General features: G+C 63.2%; 16 protein-coding genes and 1 pseudogene. 10 read left to right on the top strand and 7 right to left on the bottom strand.

Going from position 1 to position 18,777, the window contains the following annotated elements:
* Window positions 1-71 precede the first annotated feature (71 nt).
* From CPZ00_RS00240 to fni, 3 genes are all read left to right on the top strand, one after another.
* On the top strand, window positions 72-881 hold the full coding sequence (locus CPZ00_RS00240; RefSeq protein WP_096388835.1) for a CPBP family intramembrane glutamic endopeptidase: 810 nt from the start codon (window positions 72-74) through the stop codon (window positions 879-881).
* A 132-nt stretch (window positions 882-1,013) separates the two neighbouring features.
* Entirely contained in the window at window positions 1,014-1,478 is a 465-nt protein-coding gene (locus tag CPZ00_RS00235) for an ester cyclase (RefSeq protein WP_096388834.1), read from the top strand.
* 441 nt (window positions 1,479-1,919) lie between these two features.
* Window positions 1,920-3,002 carry a type 2 isopentenyl-diphosphate Delta-isomerase gene (gene fni, locus CPZ00_RS00230; RefSeq protein WP_096388833.1) on the top strand — a complete coding sequence of 361 codons (1,083 nt, stop codon included), beginning with the start codon at window positions 1,920-1,922 and terminating at the stop codon, window positions 3,000-3,002.
* A 51-nt stretch (window positions 3,003-3,053) separates the two neighbouring features.
* On the opposite strand, the gene CPZ00_RS00225 is transcribed toward fni, so the two are convergent.
* Window positions 3,054-3,428, bottom strand: a complete 375-nt coding sequence (locus tag CPZ00_RS00225; protein WP_096388832.1) for a tautomerase — start codon at window positions 3,426-3,428, stop codon at window positions 3,054-3,056.
* 100 nt (window positions 3,429-3,528) lie between these two features.
* Between CPZ00_RS00225 and CPZ00_RS00220 the strand changes: the two genes are divergently transcribed.
* From CPZ00_RS00220 to CPZ00_RS15785, 4 genes and pseudogenes are all read left to right on the top strand, one after another.
* The gene (locus tag CPZ00_RS00220) at window positions 3,529-4,164 is read left to right on the top strand and encodes an IS6 family transposase (RefSeq protein ID WP_096391535.1); all 636 of its coding nucleotides are present in this window, start codon (window positions 3,529-3,531) and stop codon (window positions 4,162-4,164) included.
* Between the two features lie 1,069 nt (window positions 4,165-5,233).
* Complete coding sequence (locus CPZ00_RS00210) at window positions 5,234-6,673, top strand: CARDB domain-containing protein (protein WP_096388830.1); 1,440 nt, start codon at window positions 5,234-5,236, stop codon at window positions 6,671-6,673.
* 277 nt (window positions 6,674-6,950) lie between these two features.
* On the top strand, window positions 6,951-7,256 hold the full coding sequence (locus CPZ00_RS00205) for a DUF5789 family protein (RefSeq protein WP_096388829.1): 306 nt from the start codon (window positions 6,951-6,953) through the stop codon (window positions 7,254-7,256).
* A gap of 154 nt (window positions 7,257-7,410) precedes the next feature.
* Window positions 7,411-7,650: pseudogene (locus tag CPZ00_RS15785) on the top strand (RNA-guided endonuclease TnpB family protein); the annotation flags it as partial.
* Window positions 7,651-7,663: 13 nt separating this feature from the next.
* Here CPZ00_RS15785 and CPZ00_RS00195 read toward each other — a convergent pair.
* Both CPZ00_RS00195 and CPZ00_RS00190 read right to left on the bottom strand, forming a co-directional pair.
* Window positions 7,664-7,915: a hypothetical protein gene (locus tag CPZ00_RS00195; protein ID WP_096388828.1), complete on the bottom strand. Its 252-nt coding sequence runs from the start codon at window positions 7,913-7,915 to the stop codon at window positions 7,664-7,666.
* A gap of 131 nt (window positions 7,916-8,046) precedes the next feature.
* Window positions 8,047-8,943, bottom strand: coding sequence for an NAD-dependent epimerase/dehydratase family protein (locus tag CPZ00_RS00190; RefSeq protein ID WP_096388827.1), 897 nt, complete (start codon window positions 8,941-8,943; stop codon window positions 8,047-8,049).
* Between the two features lie 342 nt (window positions 8,944-9,285).
* Between CPZ00_RS00190 and CPZ00_RS00185 the strand changes: the two genes are divergently transcribed.
* Both CPZ00_RS00185 and glmS read left to right on the top strand, forming a co-directional pair.
* Window positions 9,286-9,465, top strand: a complete 180-nt coding sequence (locus tag CPZ00_RS00185) for a DUF7511 domain-containing protein (protein WP_096388826.1) — start codon at window positions 9,286-9,288, stop codon at window positions 9,463-9,465.
* A 483-nt stretch (window positions 9,466-9,948) separates the two neighbouring features.
* A complete protein-coding gene (gene glmS, locus CPZ00_RS00180; protein WP_096391534.1) occupies window positions 9,949-11,760 on the top strand; it encodes a glutamine--fructose-6-phosphate transaminase (isomerizing) in 1,812 nt (603 codons plus the stop codon).
* A gap of 276 nt (window positions 11,761-12,036) precedes the next feature.
* Here glmS and CPZ00_RS00175 read toward each other — a convergent pair whose 3' ends face one another.
* The 4 genes from CPZ00_RS00175 to CPZ00_RS00160 all read right to left on the bottom strand — a co-directional run bounded on the left by CPZ00_RS00175 (window position 12,037) and on the right by CPZ00_RS00160 (window position 17,088).
* Window positions 12,037-13,116: a GNAT family N-acetyltransferase gene (locus CPZ00_RS00175; protein ID WP_157744141.1), complete on the bottom strand. Its 1,080-nt coding sequence runs from the start codon at window positions 13,114-13,116 to the stop codon at window positions 12,037-12,039.
* A gap of 5 nt (window positions 13,117-13,121) precedes the next feature.
* A complete protein-coding gene (locus CPZ00_RS00170; RefSeq protein ID WP_199243367.1) occupies window positions 13,122-14,093 on the bottom strand; it encodes a polysaccharide deacetylase family protein in 972 nt (323 codons plus the stop codon).
* Window positions 14,094-14,167: 74 nt separating this feature from the next.
* Complete coding sequence (locus CPZ00_RS00165) at window positions 14,168-15,127, bottom strand: DUF1616 domain-containing protein (RefSeq protein WP_096388823.1); 960 nt, start codon at window positions 15,125-15,127, stop codon at window positions 14,168-14,170.
* The gene (locus CPZ00_RS00160; protein WP_096388822.1) at window positions 15,124-17,088 is read right to left on the bottom strand and encodes a hypothetical protein; all 1,965 of its coding nucleotides are present in this window, start codon (window positions 17,086-17,088) and stop codon (window positions 15,124-15,126) included. Before CPZ00_RS00160 ends, CPZ00_RS00165 begins: the two co-directional genes overlap by 4 nt.
* A gap of 379 nt (window positions 17,089-17,467) precedes the next feature.
* On the opposite strand from CPZ00_RS00160, the gene CPZ00_RS00155 reads away from it, so the two are divergent.
* Window positions 17,468-18,772 (top strand): sulfatase, encoded by a 1,305-nt coding sequence (locus tag CPZ00_RS00155; protein ID WP_157744140.1) that lies wholly within the window; start codon window positions 17,468-17,470, stop codon window positions 18,770-18,772.
* Window positions 18,773-18,777: the final 5 nt, after the last annotated feature.

The raw sequence follows: 18,777 nt of genomic DNA, 5'->3' as shown, positions 1-18,777 counted from the left end.
TCAGCGCCCCAGTAGTGAGGAACACTGGAGTTGACGGAACTATTTTTTGAGATTCAAGGAAACACTTCAGTATGCGAGAGCCCGAACGCAGACGCTCCTTCGTGCGGCGGTTCGGGGTGACGCTGCTGGCCGGTATCCCTGGCATCGTCGCCCTCGTCGGCTACATCTATCTCACGACGCCGCCGAGTGCCGTCCCAGCTGGCCTGACGCTCCCGCTTCTTGCGATTGTATCCGGAATCAATCCGTTGGTACTTCTAGCCGTCGCGTGTCTGGTCGGTGTTGTCGCGACCCCACGAACGAAACTGCGTTCGTATCTACTCGAACGTGTCTCAACGGGCGAGCGAATCTGGCCACAGCTCCGTCACGAGGCCAAGCTCGCTACCCGTATCGGCCTCTTTGGTTCTATCGTAATCTTGATTCTGGATCTCCTGCTCGCGCCATTCGTCGGTGTAGACCTGCCAGCGTCCGCCATCGGTGAAGTCAGGCAGAGCGTGTTTGAGGTGCTCGCCTTCGCGCCCGTCCGGTTTCTCTACGGCGGTATCACTGAAGAGCTACTGCTCCGATTCGGCCTGATGTCCGCACTGGCGGTCGTCGGATGGTACGTCACCGGCCGGCCATCGGATGGTCCTGACGGCAAAGTGATGTGGCCCGCTATAGTGATCTCGGCGGTGCTATTCGGTGTAGGCCACCTCCCTGCACTCGAGCAGTCTGTCGGACTCACCCCAGCGCTGATAACCCGAACGGTGCTCCTGAACGCGATTGCCGGCATCCTCTTAGGCTGGCTCTACTGGCAACGAAGTCTCGAGGCGGCGATGATCGCGCACATAACGTTTCATATCCCACTCTTAGCTCTCTCACTGGTATATGTTACAATATTTTAACATAAAATCCACTTATTCTCTGATAAACCAAAGAAACGCTGTTGCGATCGAGGAGAAAGCCGCGACTGTAGTCGTGGAGAAGTCACTGAGAAATGACGACTTATGTCGGAAATTTCATAATATATATTCATTATGTTTTCCAACGTATGTACCTTCGGTGCATTAGCGATGACAGCCACACAGAACCATCAGGAAACTGTCGCAGAGACAGTGAACACGGCGATTATGGAGGCCTTCAATGAAGGTGACCCTGACCGGATTGACGGGGTCTTCACGGAGGACTTTGTTTGTCACTTGACCGGCGGTATGTCAGTGGAGGGTTCGGAGGGCTATAAGGAACGGATCCGTGGTATGCGGACCGCGTTCCCCGACTTCCACAAGGAATTGGCGTTCTTCGTCACCGATGGAGACGAGGCTGCCGTTCAGTATCGTTGGAGCGGAACTCACGACGGAGAGTTCATGGGTGTCGAACCCACGGGAAACCGGGTGGAGTCAACGAGTGTCGCTCTCCTCCGGTTTGAGGAGGGGAAATTAGCCGAAATGTGGGCATACAGTGACGGGCAGACTGTCATGCAGCAACTCGAGGGAGACGCGTAGATCCGGCGAACTCGGGGGAGGAAACCGACGGAGGATCGGAGTTCTCCTACCGCTATACCAGTCATTCGGCCACGATGGAATACGGGTCCGTTCGGTGCTGAATACAACCCCTTGGGTGATCTTCGACGTCGGTCTGGCTAGTCTTCCCCGTGTCACTGACCGGCCTTCGGTCCGTCGACGACCCCTTCTTCCACCAAACGGAATTTGAGACGGATTAACTTTGATTTCAGTACGGTTTCTACCGAATATGGGGACTATCCGCACGTTTCGGCGCGTGAGGATGCCAATTTTCATTCTGGCACTGGGCGCAGACGCTGGTACGTAGCTGTTGGTACGGCTGCGAACTGATCGCTGTGACTTCCCTCCGTGTCGGAGAAATCCATGGCAACCGCAAATCCGTAAAACAGTACTGTTTTGCGGTCCATTTGCCAAGTCAAAGTAGTGACGAAACAGCGTTCATCGGAAACGGAGGACCGAAAAGACGACCACATTCGGATCGTGCAGGACCGAGACGTCGAAACCACGGGAACGGGCTTTGAAGACGTACAGCTCGTCCACGAAGCGCTTCCGGAACTCCATTACGACGCTATTGACACGTCCGTCGAATTTCTGGGACACGAGCTATCCGCCCCACTCTTCATCGAGAGTATGACCGGGGGCCATGACAATACCACGGAAATCAATCGGGCACTGGCCCGTGCTGCCGGCGAGCTCGGCATCGCAATGGGGGTCGGAAGCCAGCGAGCCGGCCTCGAGCTCGACGATGACGGCGTTCTCGAATCGTATACCGTCGTCCGTGATGCCGCGCCCAACGCATTCATCTACGGAAATCTCGGTGCTGCGCAGCTTCGGGAGTACACCATCGAAACGGTCGAGCGCGCAGTCGAGATGATTGAGGCGGACGCACTTGCAGTCCACTTGAACTTCCTCCAGGAAGCCGTTCAACCCGAGGGCGACGTTGATGGGCGGGACTGTCTGGCTGCTATCGAACGAGTCGCTGCGGAGCTCTCGGTTCCTCTCATCGTCAAGGAGACGGGGAACGGAATTTCTGGAGAGACCGCCCGAACGCTGTCCGAGGCGGGGGTTGACGCGATCGATGTCGCTGGAAAAGGCGGCACAACGTGGTCGGGGATCGAAGCCTACCGCGCGGCTGCAGCGAATGAACCGCGACAGAAGCGAATCGGTTCCCTGTTCCGGGCATGGGGAATTCCAACCGCTGCAAGCACGATCGAGTGTGTCGCCGAACACGACTGCGTGATTGCGAGTGGCGGTGTACGGACGGGATTGGACGTGGCAAAAGCGATCGCGTTAGGCGCACTCGCCGGCGGACTGGCGAAACCGTTTCTGAAACCGGCTACTACCGGACCGGACGCCGTCATTGAACGCGTTGAGGATCTGGTCGCCGAGTTGCGAACAGCAATGTTTGTCACTGGCTCGAAGTCGATAACGGACCTTCAGCGGACGAACTACGTGTTGCAGGGAGACACGCGCGAATACATTGCCCAACGAAGTATCAGGGAGTAACAGCGGGGGTCCACGGCGCTCGAACCTTCGGCAGGACGGTTCTCGTCGGCGTCACTCTTCGTTCCACTCGCCGCCGACGCGGTCGACGCCCATCATCGCGTCGCCCGGATGCTCGGTGAAGACCGTCTTCATGTTCTCATCGGGAACGTCGAACGTGGTTCCAACGTGCTCCATCACCGCAAGCGCAAACTCCCGTTTGCGCTCGAAGGGCCTGCCCTGCCGGATCTCCGCGTCCAGGAACAACAGCGGTCCCTCGACGGCGCGGCCGAGGTGGAGGTCGGCCGGCTCACGGTCGCGGATCGTCACGGCGACGTGACCTCGCGTCGTCGCCATCGAGGTCGTATACAGCTCCGTGACCGTCTCCGCCACCGAGGTTTTCTCCGCGGGCGACAGCGCGAGCGTCGTATCGAACTGTAACAACGGCATAGGATGACTTCCGTCGCGTCGGTCTTGTACATTGGCACGGGTGCTGTAGTCGTGTTTAGTTAACTATGAAAAGTGAGGCGTGATGATTTCTGAGTGGTCTATGCCCGAAATCACACGCCTCAGCGGTGGTTGCGACTGGATCGATGTGGATTTTGTGGAGCGCGATCGGACACCCCGATCGGCGATGAAGCTTGGTATTCAACTTCACGTTGCTGGTCTCTCACTTTCGAATACCATCTCGATTCTTGATAAGTTGGGTGTCACACGCAGCCGAAAAGCCGTCCACGATTGGGTACAGAAAGCCGATCTGCAACTTGACGGAGGTGCCAATCCGGAACAAGTGGCGGTTGATGAGAGCGTGATCCGAATCAATGATCAGCAGTACTGGTTGTACGCGGCGGTCGATCCATCTACAAACCACTTCCTTCATATTCGGCTCTTTTCCACGTATACGACTGCATTAACTGAGATCTTTCTCAGAGAGCTCCGTGAGAAACACGATGTTGATGACACGCTATTTCTTGTCGATGATGCGGATTGGTTGCAAACCGCGCTCCAACGACACGGCCTCGATTTCAGATACGAACGCCACGGAAATCGTAACAGCGTCGAACGTATCTTCCGTGAAATAAAACGACGCACCTCTTCGTTCTCAAACTGTTTTAGCCACGTTGATCCAAGCACAGCTGAAACGTGGTTACACACCTTCGCCGTCTGGCACAATGCTACAAACTAAACACGACTGGTGCTGTGGAGTCGTGTTTCGTTACGGATGACACGTGAGGCGTGATGAGTTCTGCGTGCTCTCTGCCCGAGATCACACGCCGCAGCGGTGGTCGCGACTGGATCGCTGTGGACGTTGTGGAGCGTGAGCGGACGCCCCCGATCGGTGATGAAGCTCGATAGTCAGCGCCACGCCGAAAATATATAAATTTTAAATATATTATGTATAGATTATATATAATTTATATTTCGGGCACCATATGGCCGAACAGTCGTCCACGACCGGGGACGGAAAGCCGATCCGGCAGCAAACCACTGCCGTCAGATTCGGCTTCTCCACGTATACGACCGCGCTCGTCGAGAGATTCCACCGAGAGCGTCGTGAGACACGCGACGTTGAGGCCGCCCGCCAGAACGCACTGCGTGCTGACGGGCGCACGAGACGCATCGCGTCTCGGTACCGCGCTGGTTCTCGTTGCTGATGGGGAGTGGCTCCCAACCGCGCTGCAACCACACGGCCTCGGTTTCCATTACGACCGGCACGGAAATCCAAACAGCACCGAATATATCTCTTATATTATAAAACGGAACACCTATTTTTTTGCAAACTGTTTCACCCCACGTCGATCCACGCACGGCTGAAACGTGGGTCCACACCGCCGCATTCTAGCAGCACGCCACAAACGAAACGCGACCATTGTGGTGCTATGAGTACGGACGATCTTGACGCGTCTCTGAAATTTCTCTTGGATGGGCGGCGACGACGGCACATTCACCACTTGCGGGACGGAGCTGCTGAAGAAACGCCGATCGAGGATCTCGTCGATACCGAACGACGACGGGGCGGATCACCGGTTCGCGGGTGAAACGTTGTCGGCCTCCGGAACGACGAGTGACTGGGCGGCAGGACAACGATCAACGAGCCTCCGTGACAATGGCTGAATACATCGTCGTCGCCGACGAGGGCGAGAGGTGGATGGCGCCGAGTATACGCTCCTTACGGCCTCGTCCGACACGGTCGCCGCGGATCCGTGTTCAATAATCTAATCATACTTTACTCACATTTGGTCGTTCTACTAGCCATGCATCCGATCCGTAGTAGGTGTCCGTTCGTCAGTAGCTTCCTGGTTGTGCTCCTGGTTCTGTCCGTCCTCACGATGGGCCTGGGCGGCGGCGCAGCCGAATCCGCGGATGAGGCGTTTTTCGAGGTCGAAATCACGGGGATGAACGATTCCGTGTCGGAGGGTGAGCGGTTCGTCGTCACTGCCACCGTCACGAACACCGGCACCGTCGAGGACAGCCAACAGATCCACTTGAAGAACGACGCCGACGAGATCGTTGCGTCGGTCGCTCAACCGCCGGTGACGCTCGCACCCGGAGAACGCAAACGCGTGACGCTCACGTGGCGGATGGAACGGGGAGACGCCGGATCCCAGGAGTTCAGCGTTCAAAGCAACGACGACGTCACTCGTCGATCGATCGACGTGCAACCGGGACCGTCCCTCGAGCTATCGATCGGCGACGTCGAGTCGCCGATCACGGCTGGCGAGACGCTGACCGTGCCGATCACCGTGACGAACGCGGGGAACGGGACCGAAACGGCCCGCGCCCGGCTCGCGGTCAATGGGTCGACCGCCGACGAACGGGAGATCGACCTCGATCCGGGTGAGTCGACAGCGGTCACGCTCACCTGGGAGAGTAACGCGAGCCACGCGGGTGAACGGACGCTCGTCGCGACGGTGGCCGACGAACGGGAGACGACGACCATCGTGGTCGAGACCCCGAACCGATCGACCGACTCCGGATCATCCTCCGGATCATCCTCCGGCGGGACGCCCCCGGCGAACGTCGCCGAACGGAACTCCGCCCTGTTGACACGGGACGGTTCCGCGCAGGTCACGGGCAGCGACGTGGAGCGGATCACCGTCGAGAACGATGACGACGTGACCGGTCTCGTCCTCGTCAATCGTCTGCACACCGTTCCCGACGGGGTGGCGGGCGTCGACGATCTGCTGCGGATATACCGCATCGACGTCCCCGACGAACTCACGAACCACGACGCCACGATCGAGTTCGCCCTTCCGGCGTGGGCACTCGATGACGTCGACCCCGACGCGGTCGACGTCGTGTACTGGACCGGCGAGGAATGGACCGAGCTCGACGCGGAGACGGCGGCAACCGAGGACGGCGGGATGACCATCGAGGCGGAGACGCCCGGATTCTCGGTGTTCGCGATCACGACCGGCGGAACGGCCGACCAAACGGAGGAGCAAGCGGCGACGGAGACGCCGACGGACGCGCCAACCGCGACGGACACGCCGATGCCGACGGCAACCTCCCCCTCGACGTCCGGGTCGGATGCCTCGAGCACGACGGACGCGAACGCATCGACCGCAACGGACGAGTCGACCGCGGCGATGGACCCGAGCGAACAGTCGATCCCCGGGTTCGGCGTCGTCGCGGCCCTGGTGGCATTACTCGTTGCCGCCTTGGTTGGGAGACGCGGCAACCGTCGAACCTGACCGTCTCCCGGACCGGGACGGTCGTCCGAACGTGGCGGCCACGATACGCGTCCCGGCCGGAACGAGCGGGAGGATCACGGGGAATTCGCCGCCGACCACCACGACGACGTGGTCGCTTCCGAGCGTACTCCCCGGGACGGTTCCCCGTCGACGACGGCGCCCACCGCTGACCGGGGGCGCCCACCGCTGACCGGCCCCGAGTTCGGAGAAATCGCTCCGACGACGCTACTCACCGTAAGCGGATGCTACTAAAATACGAGCGGCGTCTCTACGGTGTATGTTGATCACGGACCTGCCGGCGTACCTCGAGAACGCGTTCTCCTACCCGGTCGAACTGAACACCGTCATCGATGAGATCGGGGATCTGCGGATCGAGGGCCCAAACGCCACCGAATCCGAGACGCTCGCGACGGTCCTTCGTCCCCTCGGCACGGACCGGTTCGACTCCCAGGAGGCCCTGTTCGAAACGATATACGGAAACGTGAACGAGGACTACATCGGGCGGAAGTTCTACGACGACCGCGGCAGTCCCCCGCTCGAAACCCGCGAGGACCGACGGGACGAGGAGAACGTCTCGTTTTGACGACCGGTTCGGTTGCCGCGACGACCAACGAGTGAATTCGGCGCTCGCTGAGGAAGGGGCATTAGCGCCGCTCATCTTTCTTACACTGTTCTACAGCAGATCCGCAGACCCACGCTATCGATAGTTTAAGTTTCCACTTAGTTTAAAAAATTGGGACTGGAACGCGGCCTACAACATCTTGGTACGCGGCCTGAAGCAAGTAGGGACGGGCTGTCCCGAATCAACGCCTGCGGAGACTGCGCTCCCTACGAGAACTCATTCGGTTCCTGCAAAGCGCGTCGTGGAAACAGGAAGCCCCATCACCAGCAGTCGAAGCCTTCTGGTTAACAGTCAGAACTTGGAGAGTTCTGACGACACCCTTAAGCAGCGAACGGCGTCAGCCGTGAGAGAGTAGGGTGGGGAGGAAGTCACTGTTCCCCGTTCGTGATCCTCCGTCGAAGCCGATCGAGACCGAACGTGGCGACGAACAGCGAGGCTCCAACGTACAGGAACGATTTCGGATCGACGGCGAGGCGGGTGACGAGGACGTTTCCGTAACCGAGCACCGTGGCGAGATATCCGAGCACCGAGGCCGTCCACCCGAGCCCGGTGATCCCGGCGATCTGATCGAGGAGTTTGCCGTCGGACGTCGGGAGCCGTTTCAGGAAGGTATGGAGCATCGTGGGATGATGTCCTGTCTTCGACGAAGGGGGATGAACGTACTGTCAGCGTGGCCGCGACGTGGTTACCAGATGACGACGCTTACTCGGTTCCAGTATCCGTCTCGGTACCGGGTCCACCACCCGCGCCGCTAGCCGGTTCCAGCGAGCGTTTCGAGCCCGTCCGCGAGTCCGATGGCGGGTTCATACTCCAGTCGATCGCGGGACCGGGAGAGGTCGGCACGACTGTGGCGGATGTCCCCGTCACGGGCGTCCTCGTACACGATGGGGGAGTCGCTCCCGACGACGTCCCTGACGAGTTCCGCGAGCCGGGTGATGCTCACCGACTCGCCCGTCCCGACGTTGTATGCGGCGCCGACGTCGTCCGTCCCCGCGGCCAGACGGTTCGCTCGAACGACGTCGTCGACGTGAACGAAGTCACGCGTCTGCTCGCCGTCCCCGTGAACCGTTATCGGATCCCCGTTTCGAGCCTGCTCGAGGAACGCGGAGATGACGCCGGCGTACTCGCCCGACTGTCCCGGTCCGTAGGCGTTGAAGTATCGAAGCGCGACCGTCTCGAGACCGTACAGCTCGTGATACAGCCGTACGTAGTGGTCCGCCGCGAGCTTGTCCAGTCCGTACGGCGAGGTCGGAACGAGCGGGTCCGTCTCCACGACGGGAACGCGCTCGGGCTCGCCGTAGATCGCCGCGCTCGAGGCCACGACGACCCGTGCGTCGTGTCGGCGGGCCGCCTCGAGCACCCGGAGCGTGCCGGCGGCGTTGATCGCGTTGCTTTCCGTCGGGTCGGCGATCGATGCCTCGACGCTGACGAGCGCCGCCTGATGAAAGATCACGTCGACGCCGGCGGCAGCCTCGTCGACGGTGTGCTGATCACGAACGTCCCCCTCGATCAGGCGAACGTCGGCCGGCGGATCGGGCCCGGGATCGACGTCAAGTATCCGGAGGTCCGTTCTGCCCCGAAGGGACTCGACGATCGCTCCCCCGATGAAGCCCGATCCACCCGTAACGAGTACGCGCTGTGCATTCATACCGGGTCGGGATTGGACGGACTGGAGGATTAGTAGACGGCGGCTACTCGTCGTCGGGGACCACTCACTCCCACGACGACGCTCTCCGCGATCGCCCGTGATGACGAACGATGGTGAATCGTGGCGAACTGTGATGAACGATGTCGTCTGTTACCCGCCGTTATATTACAATAATATAGTTGTAATTGTATGATCCCGAACGACAGCTGGCCACCATCCCACGGTGAGTCGGTAACCGTCACGCCAGCACCCGATCGGTTGGACGAGGTTCGACGACCCGTCCGGAACCGACCGGTAGGAAGCGCATAACAATGCGAGCAAGGCCATCAGCTATCACCCGTGATGAGAACGACTGACGGATCCGGAACGCGGGGGTCGGTGATCGAGGCGACGATCGTGAGATACGACGATGGTTCCGAGGAATGTACGCTTCATCCGGTCGATCCCGGGGAGGATCGACACACGACCGAGTGGATAACGGCGAAGCAGGGGGCGTACGTCTCGTTGGCCACCTGGCGGTGAACGCCTGACTTCGCGCCGGTCGTCCCCGCATCACGGTTCGGAACGCGTTCGTGATGGCTTCGGATCGTCGAACCCGGAGCCGAACCGCTTGAAACCGGATCAAAAATCGTTGGGTTGGACCGGAAGTCGTTGGGTTGGGACCGGAAGTCGTTGGGTTGGGACCCGAAACCGATTGGACTGGAACCCGGAAACCGTTGGGTTGGGACCCGAAACCGATTGGACTGGAACCCGGAAATCGTTGGGCTAGAACTCGAAACCATCGGATCGACGTCGAGCGGCGGGAGTAGCAGGTCGTTACCGGGGGTCGTTCCACCCCCGGCTGTGCCAGTCGCTGTATAACAAAGGTAGTCTCGACCCTTCTGGCGGTATGCGATTCACAAACCCGCATTGTGTGGAGGGGACCGACCGCTCCTCGACGCGTCCGCGCAAGCACGCCCGGTGGACCGGACGGTCGACCGACGACGCGTCGGAGGTGACGGTCTGATGTGTGGCATCACTGCCCGGGTCGGCGACGACGACTCCCTCGAAGCGCTGCTGGGAAGCCTCGAAAACCTCGAGTACCGTGGGTACGATTCGGCCGGCATCGCGATGCAGAACGGATCCGAACTCGCGATCAGCAAGTGTGAGGGGGAGGTGTCGGATCTCCGATCGGAGCTCGCGTTCACCGGGCAGAACGGGCGGGTCGGGATCGGCCACACGCGTTGGAGTACGCACGGTCCCCCGACGGACGAGAACGCGCATCCGCACACCGGCTGTCACGGGCGGGTGGCGGTCGTTCACAACGGAATCATCGAGAACTACGCCGAGCTTCGCGAGGAGCTGCGGACGCGTGGTCACGAGTTCACGAGCGACACCGACACCGAGGTGATCCCCCATCTCGTCGAGGAGGAGCTGGGGGCCGGCCGGGACGCGGAGACCGCCTTCCGCCGGGCCATCGACCGGCTCGAGGGGAGTTACGCGATCGCGATGATCGTCGACGACGATCCGACGATATACGCGACGCGCAACGGGTCGCCGCTCGTGGTCGGCGTCGGGGAGACCGCGAACTACCTCGCGAGCGACGTGCCGGCGTTCCTGGAGTTCACGGACCGGGTCGTGTACCTGGAGGACGACGACGTCGTCGCCGTCACGGTCGACGGCCATCGCATAACCGACGCGACGGGGGACCCGATCTCCCGCTCGATCGAGACGGTCGACTGGGATCCCGAAGACGCCGAGAAGGGCAGCTACGACCACTACATGCTCAAGGAGATCCACGAGCAGCCGATGGCCCTCCGGCAGACGCTCCACGGGCGCATCGACGACGACGACGTCGTGCTCGAGGAGTTCCCGTCCGGGACGTTCGACGACGTCTCGCGCGTCCAGTTGGTCGCCTGCGGGACGTCCTACCACGCCGGGATGTACGGCGAGTGGCTCCTCTCCAACTGGGGGATCGACGCCGACACCCACATCGCCAGCGAGTACGCCGCCTACCCGGCACCGGTCGACGAGAACACGCTGGTGATCGGCGTCACGCAGAGCGGAGAGACCGCGGACACGCTGGAGGCGTTGGCGAGCGCACGACGCCGCGGCGCACGCACGCTCGCGCTCACCAACGTCATCGGATCGACCGCGGCGCGAACGTGCGATGACGCGCTGTTCATCCGTGCTGGTCCCGAGATCGGCGTCGCCGCCACCAAGACGTTCTCCTCGCAGGTCGCGTCGCTCGTCCTCCTCGGGGAGCGGCTCGTTCGGGACGTCACCGGCGAGCCGACCGAGGACCATCGACAACGGCTGGACGCGCTCGAGTCGCTCCCGGAACACGTCGAGATGGTGACCCAGGACACGCTCGCGACCGCCATCAGCCGACGATGGCTGGGTGAGAGCGGGCACTTCTTCATCGGGCGCGGAAACGCCTACTCCGTGGCGCTGGAGGGCGCACTGAAGTTCAAGGAGATAACCTACGAGCACGCCGAGGGGTTCGCCGCCGGCGAGCTGAAACACGGTCCGCTCGCGCTCGTGACGCCGGAGACGCCGGTCTTCGCGGTCGGAACCGGGGAGCACCGGAATCGGCTCGAGAGCAACATCAACGAGATCCAAACCCGGGGCGCTCCCGTCATCGCGATCGCGCCGCGAAACGCGACGGAGCTCGCGGACACCGCCGACGAGTTCCTCCCCGTTCCCGCGACGCATCCGGATCTCGTGGCGATCCTCGCCAACGTCCAGCTCCAGCTCATCGCCTATCACGCCGCCGACGAGATGGACCGCTCCATCGACAAACCACGAAACCTCGCCAAAAGCGTGACCGTCGAGTGAGCGCCGCCGACGCCGGTCGGATGGTCCGTCCCCGACGTTTCCGTAACGGTCGTCGGTCGGCTTCCCACGGCGGGCGACCGGAATCGGCGACGACGGATCCTTGGCTGCCGGACGGGGACCCTTGGCTGCCGGACGAGAATCGTTAATTACCGGACGGACTCGGTTGGGCTTGCTCGTGTCCGTGCCTCGCTGTGTGAACTACCCCACCCTCAAGGAGCAACGCAGCGAAGCGAGTAGCGCAGTAGGAAGGGGACTTAGCGCCTAATTCCAGTTAAGCTAGCTCGTGTCACGCTCGATAAACGTCATCAGCCAACTGTCCGGTCGGCCCAGGTCCGTCCCGGTCCGTTCCCGATCGTCGGCGAGGGATCGCACGACGTGAGTCGTTCGGGTCGATACGAACGACAGCGGCGGCGCGGCGTCCGGGTGGAAGCCGAAGGTTCCGAGCACGGAGGCCGGGATCCCCTGCGAGGGTGCGACGAACAGATCCGTCTCCGCCCGATCCTGAAGGATCCGGTGGATCAAGGTTTCGAGGAGGGGCTTCGGCGCGGTCCCGAGCGGAACGACGTCGGTGAGCTTCGTCGTCCGCAGCGACGACTCGACCGCCGTTCCGGTGACGATGGCCGCCCGTGGTTCCCCCCGTTCTTCCGCGACGTAGGTCGTGTACTCCCAGTCGGGGTTGTCGAGGCGCCACCGGTAGAACTCCTCGTCGCGAACGGCGTGGATCCCCGCGGGAACGGACCGTCGATACAGGGCCGCGAGCGCCGCCGCAGGCGGCTCGGTGACCGTTCTGATGGCGGCCGTCGGCGGCGTCGACGCGGTGAGATCCCGAAGTCCGTAGTATCCCCGGGCGATCGGGGCACCGATCCTGCTCGCGACCTGGACGCCGGTCCGGTCGGTTCGGGCTCGCACGACGCGGACCGGGTTCGCGATCCGGTAGTAGGCCGATCGTTCGGAGACGATCCGCCAGCCGAGATCGAGGTTCCCCGGCAACGACCGGTGGTTCGGGAAGTTGAAGAAGAACGGGTGATCGCCGGCGTATCGCTCGATCGCGTGTTCGGTCATCCGCGTGAACAGCCCCCGGCGGCGGTGATCCGGGTGGACGATCGCGTCCGCCGGTTGCAGTACGACGTCGCGTTCCCCGTCGATTCGGACCGGGAGCGCCACGAACGGTCGTGCTCCGACGATCGTTCCGTCGGTAACGGCGACGAACATGGCCACGTGATCGACGTAGGGGTTCGCTCCGTACTTCCAGTCGAACCACTCCGTCCCCTTCCGTTCCCCCATAACAGTTGCATACAGCGAGAGGAACTCGTCCCTATCGCCGGTCCCGTAGCGACGGATCTCGTAGTCACCCATCGTCGTCACTCATCGGTTCGTACCCGACGGGCGATCCCGCGCATCGGTTCGACCGCGAGGGCGTCTCGATCGCGGTAGTCGGCGATCAGCGAGACGATCTCGCGCATTCGCGTTCGGTCCCGTTCCGTCGTGACGTTGTTGGGATGCAACCACAGGTGGAGCACTCCCCGGTTCCGGGTCCGCAGTCGTTCGAGTCCGAGTTCGACCTGTCGGACGACGGGATCGCCGAACGCCGTCCCGACGGCGTTCCGCACCGGGCCCTCGAACGTGAACAGGTACATTGACGCCGGAACGTTCACCAACCCGTGTTCGTCGACGACCGGGTCGACGATCGGCGGGGGAGCGGTTCCGATCGTGAAGGCCGCAAGCTTCCCGAGTCGTCTCAGAGGGGTTGCCTCGTACCAGCGGTCGGGAGCGCGGCCTCGATAGGTGGTGAACCCGTGGTCGGCCAGCAGGTCCCGGTGGCCGACGTCGTTTCTGGGAAAGACGAACGACTCCAGGTCGATGCCGTAGCGTTCGGCGGCGATGACGCTGCGTTGCAGCTCCGTCGCGGCGATCTCCCTGGAGGTTTCCGGGTCGCCGAACTCGACGTGGGTGTAGGAGTGGGACCCGATCTCGTGGTCGACGTCGCTGTCGTGAACGGCGTCGATCAGATCCCGTCCCTCCCAGCCGGCATCGGGGAGTGCGTCGCGCTTCGACCGTCCGACCCACTTCCCGCCGACGGGATGGTCGAAGTCGGCGTCGACGCTGGCCTCGGAGAACAGCCGCCCGACGACCGCCCAGGTCGCCGGGATCCCGTGCTCGTCGAGCAGGTCGAGAACGTCAAGCCACGACTCTCGCGCGGCCGACGTCCGGTCGATCGGAACGGACGCCAGATCGTGGAATCCCCAGTTCAACTCGGCGTCCAACGAGAGGACGACGGTCCCGCTCACCGACATACCGGCTCGCTCCCGGTCACGCTGGTCCACCCCGGTCACGGAAGCTCGCTTCGATCACGTTGATCGACCCCCGATCACGCGTCCATCCTCCGATCACGTTGATCGACCCCTGATCACGCGTCCGCCCCCTCCACGACGTCGATCCAGATCTGGAGCGTCTGGTCGGCGTCGGCAGCATTGGCGGCGTCGACGTCGCTCGGGGCGGCGCCCTTGTAGACGAGGAACCGTAACCGAACTCCCTCGCCCGGCGTCGTGGGAGCGATGGTGCGTTCCACGACGGCCCGGTCCGTGTGATCCAGGTCGACCGAGAAGCGATCGACCTGCCGTTGGGAGGTGACCGACCCGCCCGAATCGACCGCCTGAGCGAGAACCACGACCTCGTAGGACATGGATTCGTGTTCGTGGTTCTCGAGGGCGACGTACAGCGGGTGGCCCTCGCCGGCGACGAACGTCGTCGGATAGCCCTCGGCGACGAGATCGCCGTTCTCGCCCTCGGTGAGCAGATACGATTCGGTGTAGGCCTCCCCCTCCGGCTGCACCACGCCGACGGCGGCGACGGTCCCGAGAAGCAGGACGAGCGCGAGCACGAAGGCGCCCGTCTGTCGCGACGTCCCGACCCGGAACGTCCGTCCGGAGACCGGGTTGGCGCGGCGCCCCGGCGACAGTTGGAGACGGCGAACCGCCGCGATCGCGACGGCCACGAGCGTGACGGCGGCGATGGTCACGACGACGGGAACGAGACGGATGGTCGCGACCCGGCTCAACGCCACGCCGACGACGGAGACGACGACGGCACTGAGCCCGAACGAGAGGGCGATCCGCACGGTCCAGTCGGGGGCCGTCGAGACGGGCGCGTGAACGTACCTGGGTCGTCTCTCCGCGGACTGCTCGGGGAACAGCGCGGAGACGACGGCGTATCCGGGCAGGAACAGCAGGAACGGAACGCCGACGATCCACGCCACCGCGGTCAATCGCCACGGGGCAAGCAGGATGCCGGCGGTGACCACGGCCAGCACGCTCACGATCGCGAGATCGAGCGCCCAGTCGTCCCCGGTGGACCCGTATCCGCTCATGCGCCCACCTCGAGTTCCGCCGCGGGCGAGGTACACATTCTGACCTCGTCGTTCGCGTACACGTGGTTCCGACCCGGCGTACACACCCGGTCGGGAGCGACGGTCCGACTCGAGATCTGACGTGGCGGATCGCCCGCCTCGTAGAACGTCACCGGGCCGGACGTCTGATACTCCCGCACGATGACGGGGTCGGACGTCGTGACGCCGCCCTCGTCCACCACCACCACCCGTGACGAGTAGCCGCCCAGCCGTCCGAACAGGGACTGGTACGGGTGGTCGGAGTAGACGCGTCGGTCGGTCTCCGGAGCGTACACCGTGCTGATCGTCTCGACCGCCGCGATCTCGGATTCCGTGTAGGAGATCCGCGGGTTCTCGTTCTCGAAGGCCGGACTATCGAGCGTCGCCTTCTCGGCGACGATCATCGTCGCCGGGTAGCTGAGCGCGACGATGACGAACACGGCCAGTATCACCCGGCGGGAACCGTTCTCTGAGAGGTGATACAGGCCGACCGCGGCGATGACCACGAACGGCGCGTACATGAACGCTATCCAGCGGCCGGGGAGCAGGTCGCGGATGCCGAACAGTGAGAACCCGAACACGATCACGAACATCGTTGCCGCACTCACGAGATAGGTGACGGTGACGTCGGGCGGGTTCCGCATCCGAAGCATGGCCAACCCGCCGACGATCGCGGCCGAAAGCAGCAACCCGAAGCCGAACCACTCGATGAACGGCAGCAGCTCCGCGAACAGCCCCACGCTTTCGCCGGCCGCACCGCCTCCGGCGCCGCTCCCGCCGACGAGGTTGAGGAATCCGGCCTCCTCGGTCATCGTTCCCTCGAGCGTGTCCACCATCTCCCAGAGGAAGGGGTCGTCGGCGTACCACGGGGTGTGCATCCACGAGACGACGGTCGTGACGAGGGTGAGGAGGAACGTCCCGACGATCCCGACGACGGTCCGTACGGAACTCCCTTGCGTCCCCCCTCCGAGGAGCCGAACCACGAGGACGGACGCCGACGCGATGCCGAGGAGCACGAGCACGATCGCGGTCGAAACCTGATGGGTAAACACGATCGCGAGACTGAACACGGGAAGCAGGCCGACCACCCACAGGTCGTCGGTGTAGAACGACGCGGTGACGCAGTACAACGCGCCGAGGAAGAACACCAGTCCGAGGCTCGTCGGGATGACGTGGATCCCCCAGCGGATGAACTGATCGGCGAACACGTACAGCGCCGTCGCGAGCAACGCCCACCGGACGGGAACGAGGAGTTTCCCGGCGGCGTAGACGAACAGTGCCGACAACGGAACCAACAGACCGACCGAGAGATACACCCCGGTGCGTGCCGAGCCGAACACGAGAGCCCCGATGGCGCCGATGGCGTGATACAGCGGCGCCATCACGTACTTGCTGTCCGAGATGGCCGAGAGGGATCCCGTCTCGGCGATCCCCGCGACGTAGCTCGGCACGTGCGTCCACGCGTCGACGCCGATCAACCCGGGCGTCACGAACAGCACGGTGAGCCGGATCACGACCCCGGCGATGATGATCTGCGCGAGCACCAGGGCGGGCGCGAGCTCGTCGTCGGCGATGAGCAGCGTCTGTGCGAGGATGGCGGTCCCGATCGCGCCGGTCAGCAGGTAGATCGGGCCGGTTCGTTCGCCCGTCACGAACACCAGGGCAACGAGCGCGGCGAGCCCCACGAAGACGGCCGCCGGCAGGTAGCCGATGACGATCCGTGGAAGCGTCGGATACGCGAACGCCGGCGATCGTCGGGATTGGACCCCGAGATAGAGCGCACAGGCGAGCCCCGTCGCGGTGGGAATGACGACGAGCAGGACCTGCGCGGTCAACAGACGGAGCCCGAGCAGGAGCACGGAGGCGACGACGCCGATCCGTGCCACCGTGAGGTCGAGACGGTCGATCGACAACCACCGTCGAAGCACGTTCTGATGACTCATCGGTCTCGGTACGGTCGTTCCACGTCGGCTCGCTCCGCCGGGCTGGTCGGCCGGGCGGATCGATGCCGATGCCGGTCGTGGGGAGTGGTGTGATATGGATACATTATGCGTTCTCAGGTCGGTCGGCCTGGTTTCGGTACCACCAAGAGACGGATTGTTATGTTCGCCATAACGTCCCACGGCCGCCGAAACAGGGTGGATGCGCGGAAGCGGAGGAGAGGGTGGCGGCCGAACCGTCCGACCCGTCGCCCGCACGGGTGTTTTCGATCGGTGGGTCCGACGCTTCGGAGCGGTTACCCCCTTCCTAACAAAGATTCCGCCGGACGGACGTGGAGACGAAAATGCCATCGAACACGCGGAACGTCCCCGAACGAAGCCGATGAGCACGGCCAGTCCGAACATCGTCCTGGTTTCGATCGACAGTCTTCGCGCGGACCACTGTGGGTTTCTCGGCGACGATCGTGGACTCACCCCGACGATGGACGCCCTCGCGGAGGAGGGGGTCGCGTACGAGCACGCCGTGGCCCCCGGGCCGCAGACGTTCTCGTCGATGCCGGCGGTGTTCACCGGACGACCCCGGACGCCGACCACGCTCGAACGCTATCCCCAGGATAGCCACTGGGAGCGGCGACTGGCCGCCATCGACGAACATCTCGGTCGATACGCCCTGCTGTCGGAACGGCTGCGGGAACGGGGATACGACACGGCCGGAGTCACGCCCAATCCGTGGACGTCAACGGCGTCCGGCTTCGATCGTGGCTTCGACCGGTTCCTCGACTGCTCCGGGGCGGAGCCCGGGAGCTGGCCCCGAACCATCGCCGAGCACGTCCCGGGCATCGATACCGACGCACGGCCGGTGGAGCTGGTGTTGAACATGCTGTCCGGAAGCGAGTTTTTCGCCCAGTGGGAGGCCCTCTACGGGGACATCCAGCGGACCCGCGAGCGGCTCTCCGAGCCGTACTTCCTCTGGGTGTTCATCCTCGACACCCACTTTCCGTTCCTCCCCGGCCGCGCTCACAGACGGGAACAGTCCCTGCTGGGGGCGTATTACAGCGCGTATCGGTCCTCCGATCCGATGCGCGGAAACGGCGGCAGTATGTCGGACCGCGTCCGGAGATCGGTCGAGCGAAGCTACCGCGATACGGTTCGCGCGAGCGATGCGTTCATCGACCGGCTGCAGTCGGATCTCGTCGCCGACGATCCGGTGTTGATGGTCCACGCCGACCACGGGGAGTCCTTCGGCGATCACGGCGAGTACGGCCACCACCACAGACGGGTGTATCAGGAGAACGTCCACGTTCCGTACTTCGTCCACAACGCCGGGGTGAGCGGGGACGTCGACGCGCCGACGTCGCTGACGACGATCTACGACACCGCGTTGCGCATTGCCCGCGACGGGACCTTCGATCCCACGCCCGACGCCACCCCATACGCGATCGCCACGAGCGAGAGCGGTACCAATCGGTCCGTCAGCGGCCGCCGGTACAAGCTCGTCGAGCACGGCGACGACCGGTTCCTCTTCGATCTCGATCGGGATCCCGACGAGCTGACTGACCTCTCCCACATCTACCCGGATCGATGTCGGGAACTCCGGCGACAACTGGACCGGTTCGAGCGGCAGCTTTCGGTAACGAATCGGCTCCACCGTGCCACGAAGACGCTCGCGTCCCGCGGAAACGTCTAGAAGGG

This window comes from Halopenitus persicus (assembly GCF_002355635.1).
GTDB classification, from domain to species: domain Archaea; phylum Halobacteriota; class Halobacteria; order Halobacteriales; family Haloferacaceae; genus Halopenitus; species Halopenitus persicus_A.
This window is presented reverse-complemented; position numbering and strand designations above follow the sequence as displayed.

What these genes read in the sequence shown, in the direction of transcription:
- CPZ00_RS00240 (WP_096388835.1), top strand. Translation starts at nt 72, where the DNA reads ATGCGAGAGCCCGAACGCAGACGCTCCTTCGTGCGGCGGTTCGGGGTG.
- CPZ00_RS00235 (WP_096388834.1), top strand. Translation starts at nt 1,014, where the DNA reads ATGTTTTCCAACGTATGTACCTTCGGTGCATTAGCGATGACAGCCACA.
- CPZ00_RS00225 (WP_096388832.1), bottom strand. Translation starts at nt 3,428, where the DNA reads ATGCCGTTGTTACAGTTCGATACGACGCTCGCGCTGTCGCCCGCGGAG.
- CPZ00_RS00220 (WP_096391535.1), top strand. Translation starts at nt 3,529, where the DNA reads ATGCCCGAAATCACACGCCTCAGCGGTGGTTGCGACTGGATCGATGTG.
- CPZ00_RS00210 (WP_096388830.1), top strand. Translation starts at nt 5,234, where the DNA reads ATGCATCCGATCCGTAGTAGGTGTCCGTTCGTCAGTAGCTTCCTGGTT.
- CPZ00_RS00205 (WP_096388829.1), top strand. Translation starts at nt 6,951, where the DNA reads ATGTTGATCACGGACCTGCCGGCGTACCTCGAGAACGCGTTCTCCTAC.
- CPZ00_RS00195 (WP_096388828.1), bottom strand. Translation starts at nt 7,915, where the DNA reads ATGCTCCATACCTTCCTGAAACGGCTCCCGACGTCCGACGGCAAACTC.
- CPZ00_RS00190 (WP_096388827.1), bottom strand. Translation starts at nt 8,943, where the DNA reads ATGAATGCACAGCGCGTACTCGTTACGGGTGGATCGGGCTTCATCGGG.
- CPZ00_RS00185 (WP_096388826.1), top strand. Translation starts at nt 9,286, where the DNA reads ATGAGAACGACTGACGGATCCGGAACGCGGGGGTCGGTGATCGAGGCG.
- glmS (WP_096391534.1), top strand. Translation starts at nt 9,949, where the DNA reads ATGTGTGGCATCACTGCCCGGGTCGGCGACGACGACTCCCTCGAAGCG.
- CPZ00_RS00175 (WP_157744141.1), bottom strand. Translation starts at nt 13,116, where the DNA reads ATGGGTGACTACGAGATCCGTCGCTACGGGACCGGCGATAGGGACGAG.
- CPZ00_RS00165 (WP_096388823.1), bottom strand. Translation starts at nt 15,127, where the DNA reads ATGAGCGGATACGGGTCCACCGGGGACGACTGGGCGCTCGATCTCGCG.
- CPZ00_RS00160 (WP_096388822.1), bottom strand. Translation starts at nt 17,088, where the DNA reads ATGAGTCATCAGAACGTGCTTCGACGGTGGTTGTCGATCGACCGTCTC.
- CPZ00_RS00155 (WP_157744140.1), top strand. Translation starts at nt 17,468, where the DNA reads ATGAGCACGGCCAGTCCGAACATCGTCCTGGTTTCGATCGACAGTCTT.